The 20,358-nt window shown below is 73.9% G+C and carries 16 protein-coding genes; 5 read left to right on the forward strand and 11 right to left on the reverse strand.

From position 1 onward, the window contains the following. Position 1 precedes the first annotated feature (1 nt). Both cobT and cobC read right to left on the reverse strand, forming a co-directional pair. Positions 2–1,084, reverse strand: a complete 1,083-nt coding sequence (cobT, locus tag C6361_RS30740) for a nicotinate-nucleotide--dimethylbenzimidazole phosphoribosyltransferase (protein ID WP_107263336.1) — start codon at positions 1,082–1,084, stop codon at positions 2–4. After that, positions 1,084–2,262, reverse strand: coding sequence for an Rv2231c family pyridoxal phosphate-dependent protein CobC (gene cobC / locus C6361_RS30745; RefSeq protein ID WP_107271287.1), 1,179 nt, complete (start codon positions 2,260–2,262; stop codon positions 1,084–1,086). Before cobC ends, cobT begins: the two co-directional genes overlap by 1 nt. Before the next feature lie 143 nt (positions 2,263–2,405). Between cobC and C6361_RS30750 the strand changes: the two genes are divergently transcribed. Next, positions 2,406–4,571, forward strand: coding sequence for a transglycosylase domain-containing protein (locus C6361_RS30750; RefSeq protein WP_107269876.1), 2,166 nt, complete (start codon positions 2,406–2,408; stop codon positions 4,569–4,571). A 23-nt stretch (positions 4,572–4,594) separates the two neighbouring features. On the opposite strand, the gene C6361_RS30755 is transcribed toward C6361_RS30750, so the two are convergent. Together C6361_RS30755 and C6361_RS37285 are read right to left on the reverse strand one after the other, a co-directional pair. Then, entirely contained in the window at positions 4,595–5,170 is a 576-nt protein-coding gene (locus C6361_RS30755) for a GNAT family N-acetyltransferase (RefSeq protein ID WP_107263333.1), read from the reverse strand. A gap of 250 nt (positions 5,171–5,420) precedes the next feature. Further along, positions 5,421–7,787, reverse strand: a complete 2,367-nt coding sequence (locus C6361_RS37285) for a cobyrinate a,c-diamide synthase (RefSeq protein WP_107269877.1) — start codon at positions 7,785–7,787, stop codon at positions 5,421–5,423. 203 nt (positions 7,788–7,990) lie between these two features. Here C6361_RS37285 and C6361_RS30765 point away from each other — a divergent pair, with 203 nt between their 5' ends. Together C6361_RS30765 and C6361_RS38515 are read left to right on the forward strand one after the other, a co-directional pair. Beyond that, a complete protein-coding gene (locus C6361_RS30765; RefSeq protein WP_107269878.1) occupies positions 7,991–8,827 on the forward strand; it encodes an SURF1 family protein in 837 nt (278 codons plus the stop codon). Between the two features lie 131 nt (positions 8,828–8,958). Beyond that, positions 8,959–9,597, forward strand: coding sequence for a hypothetical protein (locus C6361_RS38515; RefSeq protein WP_234359126.1), 639 nt, complete (start codon positions 8,959–8,961; stop codon positions 9,595–9,597). 23 nt (positions 9,598–9,620) lie between these two features. On the opposite strand, the gene uppS is transcribed toward C6361_RS38515, so the two are convergent. The 3 genes from uppS to C6361_RS30785 all read right to left on the reverse strand — a co-directional run bounded on the left by uppS (position 9,621) and on the right by C6361_RS30785 (position 12,629). Next, a complete protein-coding gene (gene uppS / locus C6361_RS30775; RefSeq protein ID WP_107269879.1) occupies positions 9,621–10,397 on the reverse strand; it encodes a polyprenyl diphosphate synthase in 777 nt (258 codons plus the stop codon). Positions 10,398–10,448: 51 nt separating this feature from the next. Continuing rightward, positions 10,449–12,344, reverse strand: a complete 1,896-nt coding sequence (locus C6361_RS38520) for an ATP-dependent DNA ligase (protein WP_107269880.1) — start codon at positions 12,342–12,344, stop codon at positions 10,449–10,451. A 78-nt stretch (positions 12,345–12,422) separates the two neighbouring features. After that, entirely contained in the window at positions 12,423–12,629 is a 207-nt protein-coding gene (locus tag C6361_RS30785) for a hypothetical protein (RefSeq protein ID WP_101367685.1), read from the reverse strand. A gap of 188 nt (positions 12,630–12,817) precedes the next feature. On the opposite strand from C6361_RS30785, the gene C6361_RS30790 reads away from it, so the two are divergent. Next, the gene (locus C6361_RS30790; RefSeq protein ID WP_159079574.1) at positions 12,818–14,479 is read left to right on the forward strand and encodes a peptidase; all 1,662 of its coding nucleotides are present in this window, start codon (positions 12,818–12,820) and stop codon (positions 14,477–14,479) included. A 189-nt stretch (positions 14,480–14,668) separates the two neighbouring features. On the opposite strand, the gene C6361_RS30795 is transcribed toward C6361_RS30790, so the two are convergent. The 3 genes from C6361_RS30795 to C6361_RS30805 form a co-directional block, all read right to left on the reverse strand. Next, entirely contained in the window at positions 14,669–16,027 is a 1,359-nt protein-coding gene (locus C6361_RS30795; protein ID WP_107269882.1) for a dipeptidase, read from the reverse strand. Positions 16,028–16,166: 139 nt separating this feature from the next. Continuing rightward, positions 16,167–17,336: a M48 family metallopeptidase gene (locus C6361_RS30800; RefSeq protein ID WP_107263326.1), complete on the reverse strand. Its 1,170-nt coding sequence runs from the start codon at positions 17,334–17,336 to the stop codon at positions 16,167–16,169. Positions 17,337–17,427: 91 nt separating this feature from the next. Further along, positions 17,428–18,180: a uridine kinase gene (locus C6361_RS30805; protein ID WP_107269883.1), complete on the reverse strand. Its 753-nt coding sequence runs from the start codon at positions 18,178–18,180 to the stop codon at positions 17,428–17,430. Between the two features lie 48 nt (positions 18,181–18,228). Here C6361_RS30805 and C6361_RS30810 point away from each other — a divergent pair, with 48 nt between their 5' ends. Beyond that, on the forward strand, positions 18,229–18,639 hold the full coding sequence (locus C6361_RS30810) for a rhodanese-like domain-containing protein (RefSeq protein ID WP_107263324.1): 411 nt from the start codon (positions 18,229–18,231) through the stop codon (positions 18,637–18,639). A gap of 79 nt (positions 18,640–18,718) precedes the next feature. Here C6361_RS30810 and C6361_RS30815 read toward each other — a convergent pair whose 3' ends face one another. Beyond that, positions 18,719–20,353 (reverse strand): cobyric acid synthase, encoded by a 1,635-nt coding sequence (locus C6361_RS30815; protein ID WP_107271288.1) that lies wholly within the window; start codon positions 20,351–20,353, stop codon positions 18,719–18,721. Between the last annotated feature and the right edge of the window lie 5 nt (positions 20,354–20,358).

Here is a 20,358-nt window from a genome sequence, read left to right on the forward strand (position 1 = left end):
ATCATTTCTCCGACACTCCTGCCGCGTCGAAGGTGGCCACCTCGTGCAGCACCCGCACCGCACCGGCGACCACCGGATAGCCAAGCAGGGCGCCGGTGCCCTCGCCGAGCCGTAGGCCCAGATCGATTATCGGCAGCAGACCCAACCGGTCCAACCCGGCGGTCGCGCCCGGCTCGGCCGAGCGGTGCCCGGCGACCATCGCGCCGACCGCGTCCGGGGCGAAGGCTGCCGCCGCGAGCGCGGCGGCGACCGCGCTCACCCCGTCCAGCAGCACCGGGACCCGCCGTGCGGCACCGCCCAGGACGAAACCCGCCAGCGCCGCGTGCTCCAGGCCGCCGACCGCGGCGAGGACCCCGAGCGGATCGGCCGGATCGGGTACGTGCCGAGCCAGCGCCGCCCGGACCACGGCCACCTTGCGGGCGTACGTGACGTCGTCGATCCCGGTACCCCGGCCGGTGGCCTCGGCCGGGTCGATTCCGGTGAAGGCGGCGATCAGCGCGGCGGCCGCCGTGGTGTTGCCGATCCCCATGTCACCGGTCAGCAGGATCCCGGCCCCGGAGTCGAGCAGTTCGTGTGCGACCCGGATGCCGGTCTCGACCGCGCTGCGTGCCTCGTCCCGGGTCAGGGCGGGCCGGACGCTCATGTCCCGGCTGCCGGCCCGGACCCTGGCGCTGATCAGCCGGGGCGCCGACCGCGCCGACCGCTGTGCCGGCACCTTCACCTGGGGCAGCGGGGTGGCCACCCCGACGTCGACCACGGTGACCGTCGCGCCGATCTGCCCGGCGAAGGCGTTCACCACGGCACCGCCGGCCAGGAAGTTCCCCACCATCTGCGCGGTGACCTCCTGCGGCCACGGGGTGACCCCCTGGGCGTGCACCCCGTGGTCGGCGGCGAAGATCGCCACTGCGGCGGGCTCGGGCAGCGGCGGCGGACAGACGCCGGCCAGCCCGGCCAGCCGGATCGAGAGTTCCTCCAGCGCGCCCAGTGAACCGGCCGGCTTGGTCAGCCTCGCGTGCAGGTCCGCGGCCGCGGCCATGGCCGCCTCGTCGAGCGGACCGATCCCGGCGAGGGTGGCGTCCAACATCATTCCTCCAGGATTCCGGCCAGCGCGGCCACGAACAGGTCGGTGGTGGCAGTGTCCCGTACCGCGAGGCGCAGCCAGTCGGGGCCCAGACCGGGGAAGGTGTCCCCGCGTCGTACGGCGAAACCCCGGTCGCGCAGGGCCAGCCGTACCCGGGCCGCCCCGGGCAGGTGCACCAGGACGAAGGCGCTGGCCGGGGTACCCGCGACGCGTACCCGGGGCAGTTCGCCGAGCCGCCGGACCAGGTACGCCCGCTCGACGGCGAGTCGGGCGGCGATCCGGCGCTCCGCCTCGACCGCGCCGGGCGTGGCGCAGGCCGCCGCCGCGGCGAGCGCGGGGCTGGAGACCGCCCAGAGCGGTTGTACCGCCGCCAACCGCTCGACCAGCTCGGCCGGGGCGAGCAGGTAGCCGATGCGGAGTCCGGCCAGTCCCCAGGTCTTGGTGAGGCTCCGCACGACGACCAGCCCCGGGAGGTCACGCCGGCTCGCCAGCGACTCGGGCTCGGCGATCCCGCCGACCGTCGCTCCGAAGTTGGCGGTGACGGTGACGGTGGAGTCTTCGGTGATGGTGGAGTCGGCGAAGGCCTCGTCGACCACCAGTACCCGGCCGGGGCGGGCCAGGCCGGCCAGTACGTCGGCCGGGTGGAGTACCGAGGTGGGGTTGGTGGGGTTGCCGACGAAGACGAGATCGGCGTCGGCCGGTACCAGCTCGGGGTCCAGCCGGAAGTCGGTCTCCGGCGGCAGCAGCACCCGCTCGACCCGGTGCCCGGCCGCGCGTAGCGCCGCCTCCGGCTCGGTGAACTGGGGATGCACCACCACGGGCCGGTGGGCGCCCCGGAGCGCCTGGGCGAGCAGCACGAACCCCTCTGCGGCGCCTGCGGTGAGCAGTACCTCGTCGGCCGGGCGGCGGTGCCGGGCGGCGACGGCGGCCCGGGCCGGCGCCGGATCGGGATAGCCGGCCAGCGTCTCCAGTGCGGCGACGATCGGTTCCCGCAACCAGGCCGGCATCGGGTGCCGCTGCACGTTGACCGCGAGATCCACCAGACCGGGAGCGAGTTCGACGTCGCCGTGGTGGCCTAGATCCGGCCCGTCCGGGTCGAGCTGAGCGGGGGCGTGCCCGTCGGGCTGAACTGGGGCGTCCGGGTCGGGCTGAGCGGGCGGTGCGGGGGCGGGCCGGTGCATGGGCATGATCCTGCCGGGCGCCCCGGCGCGGGGGCCAGCGCCGTCCCGGAGCGGATCGGGAGCGGTCGAACCCGCCAGCCGGGAGACTCGCACATCTGCGAATCTTTATCATGTTTTACCGAGATTTATCATAGCTTGGAAACGTGACCAACCCCACCACCCGCTCCGCCTCTGGTCGACTCGTACCCCTGCTCCGTGCCGGACTCATCGCCGGTGTGGTCGTCGCGGCGGCGTTGTTCCCGTTCGTCGCGGTCGGTGGACTGGCCGCCAAGGCCGGCGCCGACCTGGTGGAGAAGACCCCGGCCGACCTGCTCGCCTCTTCGCCCGCGCAGACCAGCTACGTCTACGCCGCCGACGGGACCACCCTGATAACCACCTTCTACGAGGAGCACCGGCGGTACGTGCCGGTCTCCCAGATGTCGCCGTACATCCAGCAGGCGATCGTGGCCTCGGAGGACTCCCGGTTCTACGAGCACAACGGCGTCGATCCGAAGGGCGTACTCCGGGCCTTCGTCGCCAACCAGCAGGCCGGCGGAGTCTCCCAGGGCGCCTCGACGCTGACGATGCAGTACGTCCGGATGGCCCTGCGGGACAGCGCGAAGACGCCGATGGAGGCCCGGCAGGCCACCGAGCAGACGCCGCTGCGGAAACTGCGGGAGATGCGACTCGCCCTCGACCTGGAGAAGGAGACGACGAAGTCGCAGATCCTGGAGCGCTACCTCAACTCGGCCTACTTCGGCCACCGGGCGTACGGCATCTACTCGGCGTCGGAGATCTTCTTCTCCAAGCTGCCGAAGGACCTCACCCCGGTCGAGGCGGCCACCCTCGCCGGGCTGGTGAAGGCGCCGACCACGTACGACCCGGCCAGCTCGGACCGGAAGGCCGCCACCGACCGGCGCAACTACGTGCTCGAGCGGATGGAGGCGATGGGCTACCTCTCCCCGCAGGCCACCGCGGCGGCGAAGGCGGAGCCGATCCAGCTCCGCCTCAGCAACCCGCCGAACGACTGCGTCTCGGTGCCGGAGGAGCGCAACAGCTGGGGTTTCTTCTGTGACTACCTGAAGGCGTGGTGGGCCGCACAGCCGGCCTTCGGCAGCAACTCCCTGGAGCGCCTCGACCGGCTGCGCCGGGGCGGCTACACCATCGTCACCAGCCTGGACCCGAACATGCAGAAGGTCGCCGACGACCAGGTGCAGGCCGGGGAGGCCAACGGCAGCCCGTACGGACACGGCCTGGTCGCGGTCGAACCCGGCACCGGGTACGTCCGGTCGATGGCGGTGAACCGGTCCTACTCGCTGGACCAGAGCGAGAACGGGCCACACTCCGACCCGAGCAAACGCAACCGGATGAAGGGCAACTATCCGAACACCGTGGTCCCGCTGCTCGGCGGCGGGGATCTCCCCGGCTACCAGGCCGGTTCGACGTTCAAGATGTTCACCATGCTCGCCGCGCTGGACGCCGGGCTGCCACTCAGCACGGCGTTCAACTCCCCGCACCGGTTCGTCTCGATCTATCCGGACGGCAGCGGCGGCCCGACGGACTGCGGCGGATACTGGTGCCCGTCCAACGCCAGCGGCGCGATGAGCGGCAACCAGACCATGTGGTCCGGCTTCGGCAAGTCGGTCAACACGTACTTCGTCTGGCTGGAGCAGAAGGTCGGGGCCGAGAACGTGGTCCGGCTGGCCGAACGGTTGGGTTTGCAGTGGCGTACCGACATCGACAAGCGCCAGGCGTCACCGAGCCAGGCGAACAAGTGGGGTTCGTTCACCCTCGGGGTCTCCGACGTCACCCCGCTGGAGATGGCCAACGCGTACGCCGCCGTCGCCGCCGAAGGACGGTTCTGCGAGGCGCTGCCGGTCAGCTCGATCGTCGGGCCGGACGGCACCCCGGCGACGTACCGGAGCGGTTCCGGGATGGATCTGGAGATCGCGCTCCCCCGGTGCAGCCAGCAGGTCAGCGCCGACGCGGCCCGGGCCGCCACCGACGCCGCCCGGTGCCCGACCGGGGACACCCCGGCCCGGGGCTCCTGCGGCGGCTGGTCCACCGCCGACCGGGTACGGGGCATCGTCGGTCGGCCGGTGGCCGGCAAGACGGGTACCACCGACAGCGACCGGGCCGCCTGGTTCGTGGGCTACACCCCCGAACTGGCCGCCGCGAGTTTCCTCTCCGACCCGGACAGCCCGATGAACCCGGTCGGCTCGGGTCCGGCGAACAAGCCGATCGACGCCGTCGCCGGGTTCCTCAAGGGCGCGCTGAAGGACCAGCCGGTACGCCAGTTCAATCCACCCTCGGACGAGATGACCGGTTGACGGGAGGCGTACGGCGCGGGTGGTCAGTGTCGGTGCAGGTCGGCGACGACCAGGGACCAGACCTCCAGGTCGACCCGGCCGCTGTGCACGTACCCGGCGTTGCGCAGCAGCCCCTCGTAGGTGAACCCGGCCTTCTCGGCGACTCGCCGAGACGCGGTGTTGCCGGGGGCCACCCGTAGTTCGAGACGCTGGAAGCCGTGCTCCAGGATCAACGCTACGGCTATCGCGTCGACCGCCTCCGCCGCCATGCCGAAGCCGCGCGCCTCCGGCGCGACCGCGTACGACACCTCGGTGACCCGGCCTCCCCAGTCCGTACGCTTCGTCCACAGGCAGCCCACCAGCCGCTCGTCCTCGCGCCGGATCATGCCGTAGTGGTCGCCGTTGCCGCTGTCCCGCCGTTCCTGGGCCATCTCCGTGCACCATGCCTCGGCGTCGATCTCGCCGAGTTCACGCTGTAACGGCAGCCAGCGCCGGGTCTGCTTGTCGGCGAAGATCGCCGAGACCGCCTGCGCGTCCGTGCCGCGCAACGGCCGTACGTGCACCCGTGGCGTCGACACGGTCAGGGTCGGAAAGCGGCGCACCGCCACCTCTCCGCTCATTCCGCCGACTCACCCCATTCGCCGCCGGGTCGCCTCCCGACCGTCTCCCACCGGCCCGGCCGGCTGCCGATCCGGTCGTGCCGAACCGCCCACTCGGTCACATCCGCCACCTCATATCGGCTCATGCCCGCCGGGCCCGACATCCACGCAGAACACTGGCTCCCGGAGGTGGCGCCGACCCGCCCACCGGGGCCGGGAAGGGCCGTCCCCCGGGGTTCGGGGGCAGCCGCCCGCCCGGTCACCGACCGGATCACCCCACGGGTCCGCCAGCCGGACTGCTCGGTACCGCACCTGCGCTCCGCTCGGTCCCGGTCGTCCCGCCCGGTCCGGCGGCGTCCGCTGCCGACTCGGTACCCGTCCGGGCCGCCCCGGGCGCCGTACCCGATCCGTCGCCGGCCCGGGACGGACCCGGCCGGTCCGCGCTGCCACCGGGCACCCGCTGCTCGTCGACGGGCACCGGCTGCTCCTCTGCGGGCACCGGCCTCGGACGTGGCGCGGCCATCGCTGCGGGAGACTCGACCGCGCCGGCCGGCCGTGGCCGGGTCTGCGGTGTCGGTCCTGCCCCGGCTGGACCGGTGACCGGCCTCGGCGCACCGGCCGACGCCCCGCCAGTCGCACCATGCGGCGGACCGCCAACCGGGGTGGCGGCACCCGGAGGTACGGCACCCGGCCGGCCCGGACCGGACCGGCCGGCTGCTCCGGGTGGCGCGGCGCCACCGTTCGGGGCATGACCACCGTTCGGGGCATGACCACCGTCCGGGCCGGGGCGACCGGCGGGCGCGGGGCGGCCGTCCGAGCCGGGGCGACCCTCCGGGCCAAGGCGATCGGCCGGGACGGGGCGACCGGCGGGTGCCGGTGGCGACACCGGAGCAGCCGGTCCGACCTGTCCCGACGGTGAGACCGGGGCGGACGGTGAGATCGGGACCGACGAGGAGATCGGGGCCGACGGTGAGACTGGGACGGACGACGAGACCGGGGCCGGCGGTGCCGCCGGGGCGGACGGCGGGACCGGGGCCGAGGGTGCGACCGGACCCGGTGCTCCGGCCAGCGCGGGTGACACCGGCGCGGCCGGGCCGGTCGGGCCCGAGGGCGGAACCGCTCCGACCGGCCCGGCTGATGCCACGGCGGACGGCACGGCGGCGGCCGGGGTGGCCGGGACGGCCGGCGACACCGGAGCCGGGTTGGCTGAAGCAGGGTTTGCCGGGGCAGGGTTGGCCGGGGCAGGGGTACCCGCCGGGGCGGGCGTACCGGCCGACGCGGCGGCGGCGACCAGGCGGCTGGCGATCACCGGGCTGCTCGCCCAGTGCAACGTCAACTGGGAGGCGTGCACCCGGCGCCAGACGAACCCCTCCGGCGGGCCACCGCCCCAGCTCCACGCCGGGGTCTGCCCGGCCCGTGGGGTCAGGACGCCACGGTGCTGCTTGTAGCCGACCACCCGGGCACCGAGTCGGGCCACCGGGGTGTCCGCCTGCGCCGTCGCCTCGCGGTAACCGACCACGGTCCGGTCCAGGCTCGTCCCGGTGGCGTCCAGCACCCCGCACATCGGGCGGCCGTCGAACTCGCGGGCCAGCCAGAGCAGCCCGGCGCCCTCGGCGATCACGGGTCGACCGGTACGCGCCAGCTCGGCGACCGCGATGCAGAGCCGGCGGTTCGCCGACAGTTCCTCGGCGTACGTCTCGGGCAGCGCACCGCCGATCACCAGCGCGCCGGCCTCCGCCGGCAGTGTCTCGTCGCGGAGCGGATCGAAGGGGATCACCTCGGCACCGGCCGCCGCCAGCAGTTCCGCTGTCTCGGCGTACGAGTACGACAGGGCGGGGCCGCCGGCCAGCGCGACCACCGTACCCGTGGCGGGTGCCTCGCCGACCGGCCCCAGCTCGGCGAGCGCCTCCGCCGCCGACCAGGCGGTCACCGGTACCCGGGGTGCGGAGCGGGCCAGCGCCAGCAGCCGTTCGAGGTCGACGGCTCCGGCGATCGCCTCGCCGAGCCGCCGCACCCCCCGGTACGCCTCCACGCCGCGCTGCATCACCGGCACGACACCGTGCTGCCGGGACGGCAGTACGGCGGGCAGGTCCCGGCGGCGCAGCGCCCCGAAGACCGGTACCCCGATGTCGTCCAGCGCGTCCCGGAGCAGTTGCTCGTGCCGGTCCGAGGCGACCCGGTTCAGGATCACGCCGCCGAGCCAGAGCATCTCGTCGTACGCCCGGAAGCCGTGCGCCAGCGCGGCGACCGACTGGCCCATCGAGCCGACGTCGACGACCAGCACCACCGGGGCCCGCAGGGTGGTGGCGATCGCGGCGGTCGAGTCGACCTCGGGCCGGCCGGCCAGGCTGTCGAAGAGCCCCATCGTGCCCTCGACCACCGCGATCTCGGCGTCGGCGGAGCCGTGCGCGAAGAGCGGGGCGATCCGCTGCGAGCCGACGAGCCGGGGGTCGAGGTTGCGGCCGGGCCGCCCGGCGGCGAGTCCGAGATAGGCGGCGTCGGTGTGGTCGGGGCCGACCTTGAACCCGGCGGCGTCCAGCCCCCGGGCGGCCAGCGCGGCAAGCAGGCCGACCGCGATGGCGGTCTTGCCGTGTCCGGATGACGGTGCGCTCACCACTACGCGCGGCGCGGCGATCATGGTCGGCTCCTCGGGGCGCGGTCACCGGCCCGTGCGGGCGGTGCGGAGGTTCTGGTACGGACGGTGTGGTGGTGCGAGGGACGGCCCGGCCCGACCCGTCGATCGAACCGACGCGCGTGAGGATACCCGGCACCGCGCGCCGCGCCGGCCCGCCGAGCCGGCCACCTGGGAAACCGCCGGAACGGTCCGGGTAGCCTCGTGCTGTGTACCGGTTCCTGCTCACCCCCCGCTGGCTGGGCATCCTCGCGCTGACCCTGGTCGCGGCCACGGTGATGGTGCTGCTCGGCAACTGGCAGTTGAGTCGCTACCAGGAGCGGGCCGCGATCAACGAGCGGATCGACGAGACCGCGACGTTGGCGCCGGTGCCGGTGGACCGGGTGCTGCCCCGGCCGGGTGGCGCGGCCGGCACCGTCGGGCAGCCGCCGCCGGCCGGCGCGGCCTGGACCCGGGTCACGGTCACCGGGCGGTACGACAGCGCGAACGTGATCCTGATCCGCAGCCGTACCGTGCAGAGCAGGGTCGGCTTCGAGGTGCTCACCCCGCTGCGGCTGGCCGACGGTAGTGCCGTGCTGGTGGACCGGGGCTGGATCCCGCCGCTCCCCGGCGGGAGTGCGCTGGCCCGGCCCGAGATCCCGGCCGTACCGTCCGGTGAGGTGACGGTGGTGGGCCGGGTGCACCTGTCGGAGAGCAAGCCGGATGCGATCACCCGGCGGGACGGTCGGATCGAGACGCGGCGGATCGCCGTACCGGCGCTGGCCCGGGAGTTGCCGTACCCGGTCTACTCGGCGTACCTGCTGCTCGACGAGCAGACCCCGGCCGCCGACCCAGCCTTCTCCGCGATACCGATCCGGCACGAGAACGACTGGCAGAACGGCGGGTACGTCGTGCAGTGGTGGCTGTTCGCGGCGCTGACCCTGGTCGGCTTCGGCTGGGCGGCCCGCCGGGAGGCCCGCGGCGACGCGCCGGACGGCGACAGGAACCGGGACCGGGCCGCCGGTCCGGCCCGGCGGGACGAGCCGGCCGCGACACCGAGCCCCTGAGCCCGGCCGGCGGGTCGACCGGCGGTCGGGCGTGGGACGTCGACGTACCGGGTACACCTCGCGGTGGTGGCGGTCACGGTCCGGGTTAAGGTCTGCGGAACGGGCCGGGGTGGCACTGGGGAGGAGCCGGCATGAGCGTGGACCCGACCGGAGCGCCGGACGTGCCTCCGCCGCCGACCGATCCGTGGCCGACCGACGCCTCCGTCTCGCCCGGCTATCCGCCGTCGCACACCCCGGACGACCCGCCGACACCGACGCCGGCTCCGGGCCACCCGGGCCAGTCCTACCCGGTACCGGCGCAGCCGCATCCGGTTCATGCGCAGCCTCATCCGGTTCCTGCTCAGCCCCATCCGGGCGGGGGCCAGGCGGACGGGGGCCAGCCGGGCGGTGCGGCGGCGTGGCCGCCCCCGGCCGGATCGGAGCCGGTGGTCGCGCAGATCGGCGAGATCGCGGTCACCCCGTCGACGGTACGCACCCCGAGCGGCGACCTGCCGCTGGCCGGTTCACAGTGGCACGTCGCGGACTACTGGCAGAGCGAGCAGAAGACGCCGACCTGGGCGATCGTGGTGGCGGTGGTCGGCTTCTGCGTGCTGACCGTGTTCAGCCTGCTGTTCCTGCTGATCAAGGAGACCGTGCACCGTGGCACCGTGCAGGTGACGGTGACCAACGGGCTGCGGCAGTACGTCGCCCGGATCCCGGTCAGCGACCAGTTCCAGGTGCAGCAGATCCACCAGCAGGTCAACTACGCGCGGTCGCTGGCCGCGATCTGACTGGCTGCCGGCTGTCCCCCCGGTCAGGCGCCGTACCGGCGCTGCCGGCCGGCGTACGAGCGCAGGGCGCGCAGAAAGTCGACGTACCGGAAGCCGGGCCAGTACGCGTCGCAGAAGTACAGCTCGGAGTAGGCCGCCTGCCAGAGCAGGAAACCGGACATCCGCTGCTCGCCACTGGTCCGGATGATCAGGTCGGGGTCGGGCCGCCCCTGGGTGTAGAGGTGCGCCGCGATGTCCTCGGCGGTGAGCCGCTGGGCCAGTTCGGTCGGGGACGTACCGGCCCGGGCCGCCTCGTCGAGCAGGGAACGGATCGCGTCGACGACCTCGGCCCGGCCGTCGTAGCCGACCGCGATGGTGAGGTGGAATCCCGCCCCACGCTCGGCGGTCGCGTCCCGGGCCAGCTTCAGCGCGTGCCGGGTCGAGTCGGGCAGGGTGTCGAGCCGCCCCGCGAGGTGCAGCCGCCACCGGCCGGGGCGTTCGGCGAGCCGGGCGGCGACGATCCGCTCGACCACCTCCATCAGGTACCGGACCTCCTCCGAGGGCCGTTTCCGCAGGTTGTCGGTTGAGGCGACGAAGATCGTCACGTGTTCGATGCCGAGGTCGGCGCACCAGCCGAGCACCTCGTCGACGTGCTCCGCGCCGTACCGGTGACCGACGCTCGGGTTCTCGAAGCCCTGCTTGCGGGCCCACCGCCGGTTGCCGTCCATCACCATCGCCACGTGCCGGGGCAGCGAGCCGCTGACCAGTTGCGCCCGCAGGCGGCGGGCGTAGAGCCGGTAGAGGGCGTTCCGGAAGATCATTGCCGAACCGTAGCAACCGCTGACCAGTCGCCGGTGGTACCGCGACGGCGGTCAGTCCGGGCGGCGACCTGCGTGAATGGCGCGTACGGTGTCGATGGTGTCCGCCTCCGCCGCGCTCTTGTCGTCGCGGTAGCGCAGCACCCGGGCGAAGCGCAGCGCCACGCCACCCGGATAGCGCGGACTGCTCTGCACGCCGTCGAAGGCGATCTCCACCACCTGTTCGGGTCGTACCCGGACCACCCAGTCGCCACGCTCCACCGCCAACTCCTGGAACCGCTCGGTCTGCCAGCGCAGCAACTCGTCGGTCAGCCCCTTGAAGGTCTTGCCGAGCATCACGAAGCCGCCGGTCTCGGGATCGCGGGCACCGAGATGGAGGTTCGACAGCCAGCCCTTGCGCCGGCCACTGCCCCACTCGACGGCGAGCACGACGAGGTCGAGGGTGTGCCTCGGCTTCACCTTGATCCAGGCGGCGCCCCGTCGCCCCGCGTCGTACGCCGCGTCGGGCGCCTTGACCACGATGCCCTCGTGTCCCGCGTCGACGGCTGCGGCGAACGCCGTCGACGCCTGCTCGACCGTGTCGACGGTGATCCGCTCGACGAGCTGCGCCGGGGAGACGGTACGGGCCAGCGCGGCCCAGCGCTCGTGTCCGGGCGCGTCGAGCAGGTCGACGCCGTCCAGGTGCAGGATGTCGAAGAAGTACGGCGTCAGCACGACACCACCGCTGGTGTTGGCCGCTGCGGCCACTGCCGGAGCGACGGCCATCGGACGCTCCGGAGCGGGGATCTCGGCCGGTGCCGTCCCGGAGCTGCCGATCCGGGACACCTCGGAGATGTCCACCGGCCCGACCTCCCGCGCCGAGCCGGCCGTCGACGGCGCGACCGGCGCTGCCCCGAAGCTCCGGGCGCCGCCCGCGACGCCGCCAGCCTCCGTCCCGCCCGCCGCGCCGCCGCCGGCTCCCGCCTCGCCCGAGGCGTCGCCGATCGCTCCCGCCCCGCCCGAGGCGCCGTCGATCGCTCCCGCCTCGCCCGACGCGCCGTCACCAGTTCCCGCCGCGCCCGGGGTGCGGGCGGCCTCGTCCCGTACCGCTCGGCGGGCTCCCCTGGTGGCCGCCCGGCTCGCGGTCTCCTGGAACGGTCGTGGCCGGCCGGAGGCGTCGAGTGCGATCGCCTCACCGTCCAACACCAGCTCGCGGGCGGGCAGGGACCGGACCGCCGCCACCACCTCGGGAACCCGGGTGGTGATCTCGTCGAGGCTGCGGGTGAAGACCGCGATGTCGTCGCCGGAGCGGTGCACCTGGATGCGGATGCCGTCGAGCTTCACGTCGACCACCGCCGGCAGCCCGACAGCGGTCAGCGCCTCCTCGACCGAGGCCGCGCTCTGCGCCAGCATCGGTGCGAGGGGCCGGCCGACCTGCAACGCGAACCCGGTCAGCGCACCCGAGCCGCCGGTGAGCGCCGCCGCCGCGACCGTCTTCAGGTCACCGGCGAGCAGCAGGGCCCGGCGGACCGCCGGCAGCGGCACCTCGGCCGCCCGGGCGATCGCCTCGGCCAGCAGCCCGGCCTGGGCGCCCTGCCGCAGTTCCCCGCTGAACAGGCCGAGCAACAGCCGCCGCTCCTCGACGGTGGCGGCGCCGAAGAGGGCGGCCAACAGCTCGCGGCGGCGCTGCTGCGAGCCCGGCCCACGCACCTCGGCCAGCTCGGCTATCGCCGCGTCGACTCCGGCCACCGTCAGGGTCGGCTGCTCGGCCGCCGGCGGCAGCTCGCGAAGGCTGGCGTAACCGACCCCGGTCTGCCGCTGGCGAAGCTCTCCGGCCAGATAGCCGGAGCCGGCGACGAGTTCCTCCGGGGCGAGGTTTCGCAGCGCCTCGGCGAGCAGCTCGACCTTGGCCCGCCGCCCGGAGGTGGCGGCGACAGCGGCGGAGGTGGCTGCCAGGTCAACGAAGCGCACGGCTCCATCCTGGCAGCCACCGCCGACATCTTTTCGGCCGGCCCGTCCTCATCCCCCGGCTGAGCTGGGCGGGGACGCTCAGACCGGGGCAGGTTCCTCGATGCGCAGCCCCCGGGCGCGCACGCTGTCGGCCACCCGGGCGAGGGCGGCATCGAGCGCACAGAGAACGGTGGAAAGCTCGCCGAGCTGGTCCCGGAGCGCATCCTCGGACCACGCGGAGACGTCGACGTCCCGCAGCGCACTGACCGCGGCGTCGAGCCGCGCGATGGCCTCGTTCGTACTCATGTTCTAAATCTTACCGCCTCGGCGACCCCGCCGGGCGCTTTCTCCGCTTTCTTCCCGCGAACCTCCGTTCGTGAGACGAGTGGGCTATCTTCGGGTACGGACATCCATCCGTCCTCTGTCCACACTCCCCTCCAGCCAGACGCGGTCCGTTCCCGGACCCGGGCTCCGGCGAGACCCCCCGGAGAGTCATGACGAACGCCATCCTCCGCCCAGGCAGCCGGCTCGGCGCGGCTGCCGCCGCAGTGCTCGCGACGCTCGCCCTCACCGCCGCACCCAGCCCGGCGCACGCCGCCGCACAGCCACAGTTGCAGATCACCAGCGCCGTCGACGCGACGATCGACGCCGCCGGCACCACCATCGGCTTCCGGCTGCGCAACACCGGGGACGCACCGGCCACCGACGTCGGTGCGGTCTACGACGCCCAGCCCACCACCGACGACGTCATTTTCGTGGTCCCGGCCGGCCCCGAGGACTGCTACCAGTCCCGCAAGGCGGCGGACTGCCGGCACGGCGAACTGGCGGCCGGGCAGGAGCGGGTGGTCCAGCCGTTCATGCTGCGCAGTGGCCCGAACGCCCGGCCGGGTCCGGCGGGGGTGGTCCGGGTCAGCGTCACGGGCCAGGGTCCCGACGGCGCGGTCTCGGCGACGTACGAGCTTCCGGTGACGATCCGGGCCACCGGCTCGGGCCTGGTGGCCGAGGTGGATGACATCGGTTCCGAGGCGCAGCGGGTCGGCGGCGGTGACCGGCGCCCGCTGCACACCACCGTCTTCAACTTCGGCACCCGGACGCTGCCCGGCTTCGCTCTGACGATCACCCTCCCGCTCGGGGCGACCTTCGTCGAGCGCTACGGAGACTGCGTCTACGAGGACGATCTGCCCGGCGAGCCGCCCACGGGTTACGTCTACGGCCCGCAGCGGGTGACCTGCCAGATGCACCTGATCCTGGAACCCGGTTCCGGGGTCGCCTTCTCCGACCCGGTCTCCGGCGACGCGGCGTTCAACGTCGTCTTCGGCAAGAACCTGCCGGGGCCCGCCGAGCAGACCGGGCGGTTCGAGGTCGGCGAGCTGGACCAGCCGCTCCCCGAGGCCCAGCGCCGGGCGGAAGCGCCGGCCGGGCCGTCGCTGGCCGACAGGGTCGCCGAGCTGCGGACCAGGGCGGAGCAGCGGGCCGGGAGCGGGCAACGCGACCGGATCACGCGGACCACGCCGGGGCGGGCCACGACCGGCAGCACCGCGCCGTCCCCGGCGGCCGCCGGGGCGGAGCCCAACGTCGACCAGTTCAGCATCTGGACCAAACCCAACAGCCAGGATCTGGAGGTACGGGCAACCGAGGTCACCGGTTCGGTCGGTGACACCGTGGATGTGCCGTACACGATCACCAACCACGGGCCGTCGGACGGCGGTGCCGCCTGGCGGATCGTCGCGCCGAGCGGCACCGTGCTGCTGCCCAGCCAGTGGTGCACGTTCCGCGACGAGCAGGGTGAGCAGATCGCCGAAGCGACCGAGGTCGACTGCGGTACCGACAGCCGGTGGCTGGCGACCGCCTCCGGCGAGGGCGTGGTCTCCTCGGTCGTACGGGTGAAAATCACGTCGACGCCGGGTACGAACGGCAAGATCACTATCCGCGGTCTGGGCCCCTCCACGGAGACCGGTCCGAAGAGCAACAGCGCACAGCTCGTGATCAACCAGCCGGGCGGCGGTGGCGGCGCGGACGATGACGACGGACTCCCGATCACCGGTGTCCGGACCGGCCCCATCGCCGCCGTCGGGGCCGGCGCCCTGCTCCTCGGTGCGGTACTGCTGCTACTCGGCCGGCGGCGCCGGCCGGCGGCACCTCCGTCCGCCGAGTAGCCGGCAGGGAGGCCCGGCGGCAGGGACCGCCGAGGCGGGCGTGCTCCGGGGGTCGTGACCGGCGATCCGGTCCCGACCCCCGGGCGGTCAGCTCAGGAGGGGCCCGGCGTCGGGCCAGCTCAGGAGGCCCCGACTCCCGGGCCAGCTCAGGAGGGTCCGACGTCGGTCATACGGCGGTCTTGCGGACGGTCAGGCGGCGGCCTCGGCGACCTTGGCCAGCAGCAGCGCCTCGGCCAGGCAGACCCGGGCGAACTCGCCCAGGTGCAGGCTCTCGTTCGGCCCGTGGGCCCGCGCGTACGGGTCCTCGACCCCGGTCACCAGGATCGCGGCGTCCGGGAACATCCGGCGGAACGTCTCGATGAACGGGATGGAACCGCCCACACCCATGTCCACCGGCTCGACGCCGTCCCAGGCGGTCCGGAAGGCGGCCCGGGCGGCGTCGTACATCGGGCCGGAGGCGTCGATCACGCACGGCTCGCCGTCGTGTTCCAGCGTCACGGTGACGCTCGCCCCGTACGGGGTGTGCCGGCGCAGGTGCTCGGTCAGCGCGGCGTACGCCTTCGCGGCCTGGTCGCCCGGGGCCAGCCGGACGCTCAGCTTCGCCTTCGCCGACGGAACCAGCGCGTTCGGCGCCTCGGCGGTCGGCGGTGCGTCCAGCCCGATCACCGAGATCGCCGGCTTGTTCCAGAACCGGTCGGTCAGCCGCCCGGTGCCGATGAACGAGACGCCGTCGAGCATTCCGGCCTCGGTACGCAGCCGCTCCTCCGGATAGTCGACGCTGGCCCCCGGGGTGCTGACCAGCCCCTCCACCGCCACGTCGCCGGCCGGGTCGTGCAGGGTGGCGAGGAGTTGGCAGAGCGTGGTCAGCGCGTCCGGTACCGCGCCGCCGAACATGCCGCTGTGCACCGCCTGGGAGAGGGTACGGACCTCCACGAAGCAGTTGACGATGCCGCGCAGTGAGGTCGTCAGCGCCGGTACGCCGATGTCCCAGTTGCCGGAGTCGGCGATCACGATCACGTCGGCGGCGATCTCGTCCCGGTGCTCGACGAGGAGCCGTTCCAGCGAGTCGGAGCCGTACTCCTCCTCGCCCTCGACGAAGAGCACCACGCCGACCGGGAGCGCGTCGCCAAAGGCCCGCAACGCGGCGACGTGGGCCAGCACGCCGGCCTTGTCGTCGGCGGCGCCCCGTCCGTAGAGCCGGCCGTCCCGCTCCACCGGCTCGAACGGGTCGCTCTGCCACAGGCTCAGGTCGCCGACGGGCTGCACGTCGTGGTGCGCGTACAGCATCACGGTCGGTGCGCCGGGCGGGGCGGGACGTCGGCCGATCACCGCCGGCTGGCCGCCGGACCGGACCACCCGCACGTCGAGGGAGCAGCCGCGGAGCAGTTCGGCGACCGCCTCGGCGGACCGTTCGACCTGGGAGTGGTCGAAGCCGTCGAAGGCGATGCCGGGGATCCGGACCAGCCGCTCCAGGTCGGCCCGTACCCCGGGCAGCTCGCGCTCGATCGCGGCACGCAGTTCGGACTCGGTGCGGATAGTCGTGGTCATGGCAAAGATCGTATGCGCCGCCGGCCGGCGCCGGTCGTCGGAGTCCCCCGGGCCTGCCCGTCCGATCGCCGCCGACCTCGCCGATCCGACTCTCGGGGACGCTCGCCATCCGCCGAGGATGGTGGCCGGCGGGCGGCTGCTACCGGGTTTCCTCGTCGCGCGGTTCCGGCCCGTCGTCGTCGGCCCCGCTGCCCGGACCGGCGGTGCCGGCCGGGTCCGGCTTGCCGCCCCGGCGGGTACGCCCGGCGGCCCGGGCGGCGGCCTCGCCCGCCGCGTTCACCCAGGAGCGGGCCCGCCCCGCGCTGCCGCCGGCCCACTCGCCGAGGTCACTGGCGCCGTCGCCGAGCCGGCGCAGCAGACCGACCAGCGGGTCCTGGGAGCGTCCGAAAGCCTCCCGGTACGACTCCGCCGCAGCCTTGATCTCGGCGGAGACCGAGGTCAGGTCGTCGTCCTCCCGGCGCGGATAGTCGCCACCGAGCAGCCGGGCGTACTCGCCGGAGTCGACCCACCTGCGCAGGTCCGCCGCCCGGGCCACCGGCACGGGGTGGGTACTCCAGGCGGTCATCCGGATCTTGTGCAGGCTGTCCCGGAGGTCGCCGCCGCCGTCGTACTCTGATGCCTGCTCAAGGAAGGCGGCGGTGTCGATCTGGCTCAGGTCGCCGCCGCCGGCCATCTTCATCAGCACCCGCAGCGCCGCCGCCGGGTCCTGGCCGGCGAGCAGCCCGGCCCGGTCGCCGGAGAGTTCCGCCTTGCGCCACCACTCCAGCATCGCGGCGATGATCGCCCGGAGTGCGAGCGCGCCGACCGGCAGCCAGCTCAGGTTGGCCGCCCATCGGGTCAGGATGGTCAGAATGGTCTTGTAGACGGCGTGTCCGCTGCCCACGTGGCCCAGCTCGTGGCCGAGCAGGAAACGCAGCTCGTCGTCGTCGAGCTGGTTGACCGCGGCCGAACTGATCACGATGAACGGCCGGTCGAGCCCGATCGCCTCACCGGTCAGCCACGGCGACTGGGTCACGAAGAGTTCCGGCAGCTCGGCCACGTCCAGCGCCGCGCCCGCCTCGGCGTAGAGCCGGTAGACCCGGGGATACTGCCGGTGGTCGACCCGGATCGCGGCGGCCAGATAGGAGAGCCGGAAGCCGCGCTCGTTCCACATCCCGAAGAACGCCTTGACCACGTCGTCGAAGCCGCGCAGCTCGCGCAGCGCGGTCAGCGCGCCACGGTCGGCCGGATGCTCCCAGGCGCGGGAGCTGATCCCGCTGAGTGTCAACCTCCGTCGGGCCGGAGTGGGACTCGTGCCGTCGGTCGTCATGGTGTCCCCCCGCCCGCCGCTGCGTCGGCCTCTCCTGCCGATCGTGCCGCAGCGACCCGGATACGTCCATAAGCGGACCAGGGTCAGTCCGTCACCGGACGCGGACGAAGGCGGCGGCGTCCAGCGCAGGGCCGGCGGCGCCGTCCACCACCAGGTCGGCCCGTTCGGCGGTACGGTCCGCGGCGAAGTGCGCCCGCTCACCGCGACGCCAGACCGTGAGTCGAGGTGCCAGCGCGGCGCCGTCCCGGGCCAGGGTACGGTCCCGGCACAGCCGCGCCGGTGCGGTCACGAAGACGGCGAGGCTGAGTTCGGCGGCGATCACCGCACGGGCGCTGGAGACTCCTTCGACGATCACCACCGGGGCGGGCGGCACCACCGTCCAGTCCGGCCCGAAGCGGCCACGGGTCCAGTCGTAGCGGCGGTACCGTGCCGGGCGGCCGGCCCGCAGCGGGGCGAGTATCCACTCCTCCAGCCGGGGCCAGAAGGTGAACTGGTCCGCCCAGCCGTCGAGCAGGTCGTCGGTGTGCACCACCGGCGTCTTCGGCCCGTCGGCCGGCGTCTTCGGTCCGTCGGCCGGCGTCTTCGGTCCGTCGGCCGGCGGGTTCCGTCCATCGGGCGGCGGGTTCCGTCCGTCGGCCGGATTGGTGGAGGGTCCGTCGGCGGATCGGAGGGTGTCGTCGAGTGCCGGGGCGGCGTCGAGCGCGGCCGCCAGCCGGCTGGCGAAGACGGTCTTGCCGGCTCCGCTCGGCCCGTCGACGGCGACCAGCCGGGTCGGTCCCAGCCGGGCCGGCCGGCGCAGGATCCGCGCCGCCAACTCGGCGTACGCCTCGACCACGGGTGACATCCGGCCGACCCTACTCCGGGCTGACCTGGGCCGGGAGACACTGATCCGGTGTCGGATCAGGATCGGGGGGTGGCCGCACTGCTGGCTCGCTCCCGTGTCGGGGTACGCCGGTTGACGCCGCTGGAGACGCTCGCGGCCGGACGGCGCGGGGCGCTGCTGGTGGACACCCGTACCGATCAGCAGCGGGCGGAGCAGGGCGAACTGCCGGGCGCACTGGTGATCGACCGGACCGTACTGGAGTGGCGACTCGATCCGGCGAGCGGGTCGCGGATCCCGGAGGCGGTCGGTTACGACCTCGAAGTCGTGGTGGTCTGCCGGCAGGGTTACAGCTCCAGCCTGGCGGCGGCCAGCCTCCGCGGCGTCGGTTTGTGGCGGGCGACGGACCTGATCGGCGGCTTCGAGGCGTGGCGGCGGGCCGGACTCCCCCGTGCCGACGGCCCGGCCGACGTGCGGAGGTGATCCCTGCCCTCGACGCGACAGCCCGGAGCCTCCCACCGCCGTCGCCCGGCAGCCCCGGAGCCTCCCGTCGAATGGGCGGCTATCTCGTCGGAACGCCCGGGGCGGAGGCGGAGGCGGAGGCGGAGGCGGAGGCGGGGGCGGGGGCGGAGGCGGAGGCGGGGGCGGGGGCCGGCGGTGCGCCCGGCGGGACGAACGGTAGCCCGGCCGGTGGCCCCTGCTCGACGAGCCGCCACAGGGCGGCGGTGTCGAGGTGCTCCTCCACCAGGTCGCCGAGGAGGTCCAGGGTGCGTTCCCGGGCCGCCGCGAACGAGGTGTCCGGGGCGACCTGGAAGCCGTGCCGGCCGGCCAGTCGGGCCACCTCGGTGAGGAAGCGCCGACGAAACCCGTCCGAAGTGAAGGCGCCGTGCCAGTGGGTGCCGAAGAGGTGACCGAGCGCCGCTCCCTCCGGTCGGCCGTCCGAAGAGCGGATCAGCGGCGACGGTGCCGGGTCGGCGTTGGAGACGTACCCGTGGTGGATCTCGTAGCCCTGGACCGGGACCGACCCGAACGCCGTGCCCGCCGAGCGCGTCACGGTCTTGGCGGCGCCGAAAGTGATCTCGATGGGCAGCAGGCCGAGGCCGGCGACCCGGCCACGCCCACTCTCCACCTCGTCGTCGATGCTGCGGGCGAGCATCTGGAAACCGCCGCAGATGCCGAGCAGCGGTCGACCGGCGGCCACGTGTGCGTGCACCACGTCGGCCAGCCCGGTACGGCGCAGCCACTCCAGGTCCGCCACCGTCGACTTCGTGCCCGGCAGTACGACGAGATCGGCGGCGGCCACCTCGGCCGGCTCGACGGTCAACCGGACCCGTACCCCCGGCTCGGTGGCGAGCGCCTCCACGTCGGTGGCGTTGGAGACCCGGGGCAGCCGGACCACCGCCACGTCCAGCCACTCACCGCCCTTCGGCGGCGCCGGGCGGCCGAGCACCCGCCCGTAGGCGAGCGAGTCCTCGGCGTCCAGCCACAGGTCGACGTGCCACGGCAGCACCCCGTACGTCGGCCGTCCGGTGAGCCGGTTCAACATGTCGAGGCCGGGACGGAGCAGGTCCAGATCGCCCCGGAACTTGTTGACCACGAAGCCGGCCACGAGTTCCTGGTCGGCGGCGTCCAGCAGGGCCACGGTGCCGAACATCGACGCGAAGACGCCGCCCCGGTCGATGTCGCCGACCACGATCGTGGGCAGTCGGGCGTGCCGGGCCAGGCCCATGTTGGCGTAGTCGGTGTCCCGAAGGTTGATCTCCGTAGGGCTGCCCGCTCCCTCGCAGACCACCACGTCGTACTCCGCGCGCAGCTCGGCGAGCGCCTCGAAGGCGGCCGTCGCCAGCCGGGGACGGAGGGCACGGAAGTTGCCGGCGGTGACGGTGTCCACCGCCCGGCCGAGCAGCACCACCTGGCTCGACCGGTCACTACCGGGCTTCAGCAGTACCGGATTGAACCGCAGGTCCGGCGACACTCCACAGGCGGCGGCCTGCATGGCCTGGGCTCGACCGATCTCCCCGCCCCGCCCGTCCGGCCCGATCACCACCGCCGAGTTGTTGGACATGTTCTGGGCCTTGAACGGCGCCACCCTGACCCCCTGGCGGTGCAGCCAGCGGCAGATACCGGCGGTGAGCACGCTCTTGCCGGCGTCCGAGGTGGTGCCCGCGACCAGCAGTCCACCGCGCGCGGCCCGCACGGCGC

The organism is Plantactinospora sp. BC1 (assembly GCF_003030345.1).
GTDB lineage: Bacteria > Actinomycetota > Actinomycetes > Mycobacteriales > Micromonosporaceae > Plantactinospora.

Excerpts from the sequence above, each read along its gene's own strand:
- cobT (WP_107263336.1), bottom strand. The coding sequence starts at position 1,084 with ATGTTGGACGCCACCCTCGCCGGGATCGGTCCGCTCGACGAGGCGGCC.
- cobC (WP_107271287.1), bottom strand. The coding sequence starts at position 2,262 with ATGCACCGGCCCGCCCCCGCACCGCCCGCTCAGCCCGACCCGGACGCC.
- C6361_RS30755 (WP_107263333.1), bottom strand. The coding sequence starts at position 5,170 with ATGAGCGGAGAGGTGGCGGTGCGCCGCTTTCCGACCCTGACCGTGTCG.
- C6361_RS37285 (WP_107269877.1), bottom strand. The coding sequence starts at position 7,787 with ATGATCGCCGCGCCGCGCGTAGTGGTGAGCGCACCGTCATCCGGACAC.
- C6361_RS38515 (WP_234359126.1), top strand. The coding sequence starts at position 8,959 with ATGAGCGTGGACCCGACCGGAGCGCCGGACGTGCCTCCGCCGCCGACC.
- uppS (WP_107269879.1), bottom strand. The coding sequence starts at position 10,397 with ATGATCTTCCGGAACGCCCTCTACCGGCTCTACGCCCGCCGCCTGCGG.
- C6361_RS30785 (WP_101367685.1), bottom strand. The coding sequence starts at position 12,629 with ATGAGTACGAACGAGGCCATCGCGCGGCTCGACGCCGCGGTCAGTGCG.
- C6361_RS30790 (WP_159079574.1), top strand. The coding sequence starts at position 12,818 with ATGACGAACGCCATCCTCCGCCCAGGCAGCCGGCTCGGCGCGGCTGCC.
- C6361_RS30795 (WP_107269882.1), bottom strand. The coding sequence starts at position 16,027 with ATGACCACGACTATCCGCACCGAGTCCGAACTGCGTGCCGCGATCGAG.
- C6361_RS30800 (WP_107263326.1), bottom strand. The coding sequence starts at position 17,336 with ATGACGACCGACGGCACGAGTCCCACTCCGGCCCGACGGAGGTTGACA.
- C6361_RS30805 (WP_107269883.1), bottom strand. The coding sequence starts at position 18,180 with ATGTCACCCGTGGTCGAGGCGTACGCCGAGTTGGCGGCGCGGATCCTG.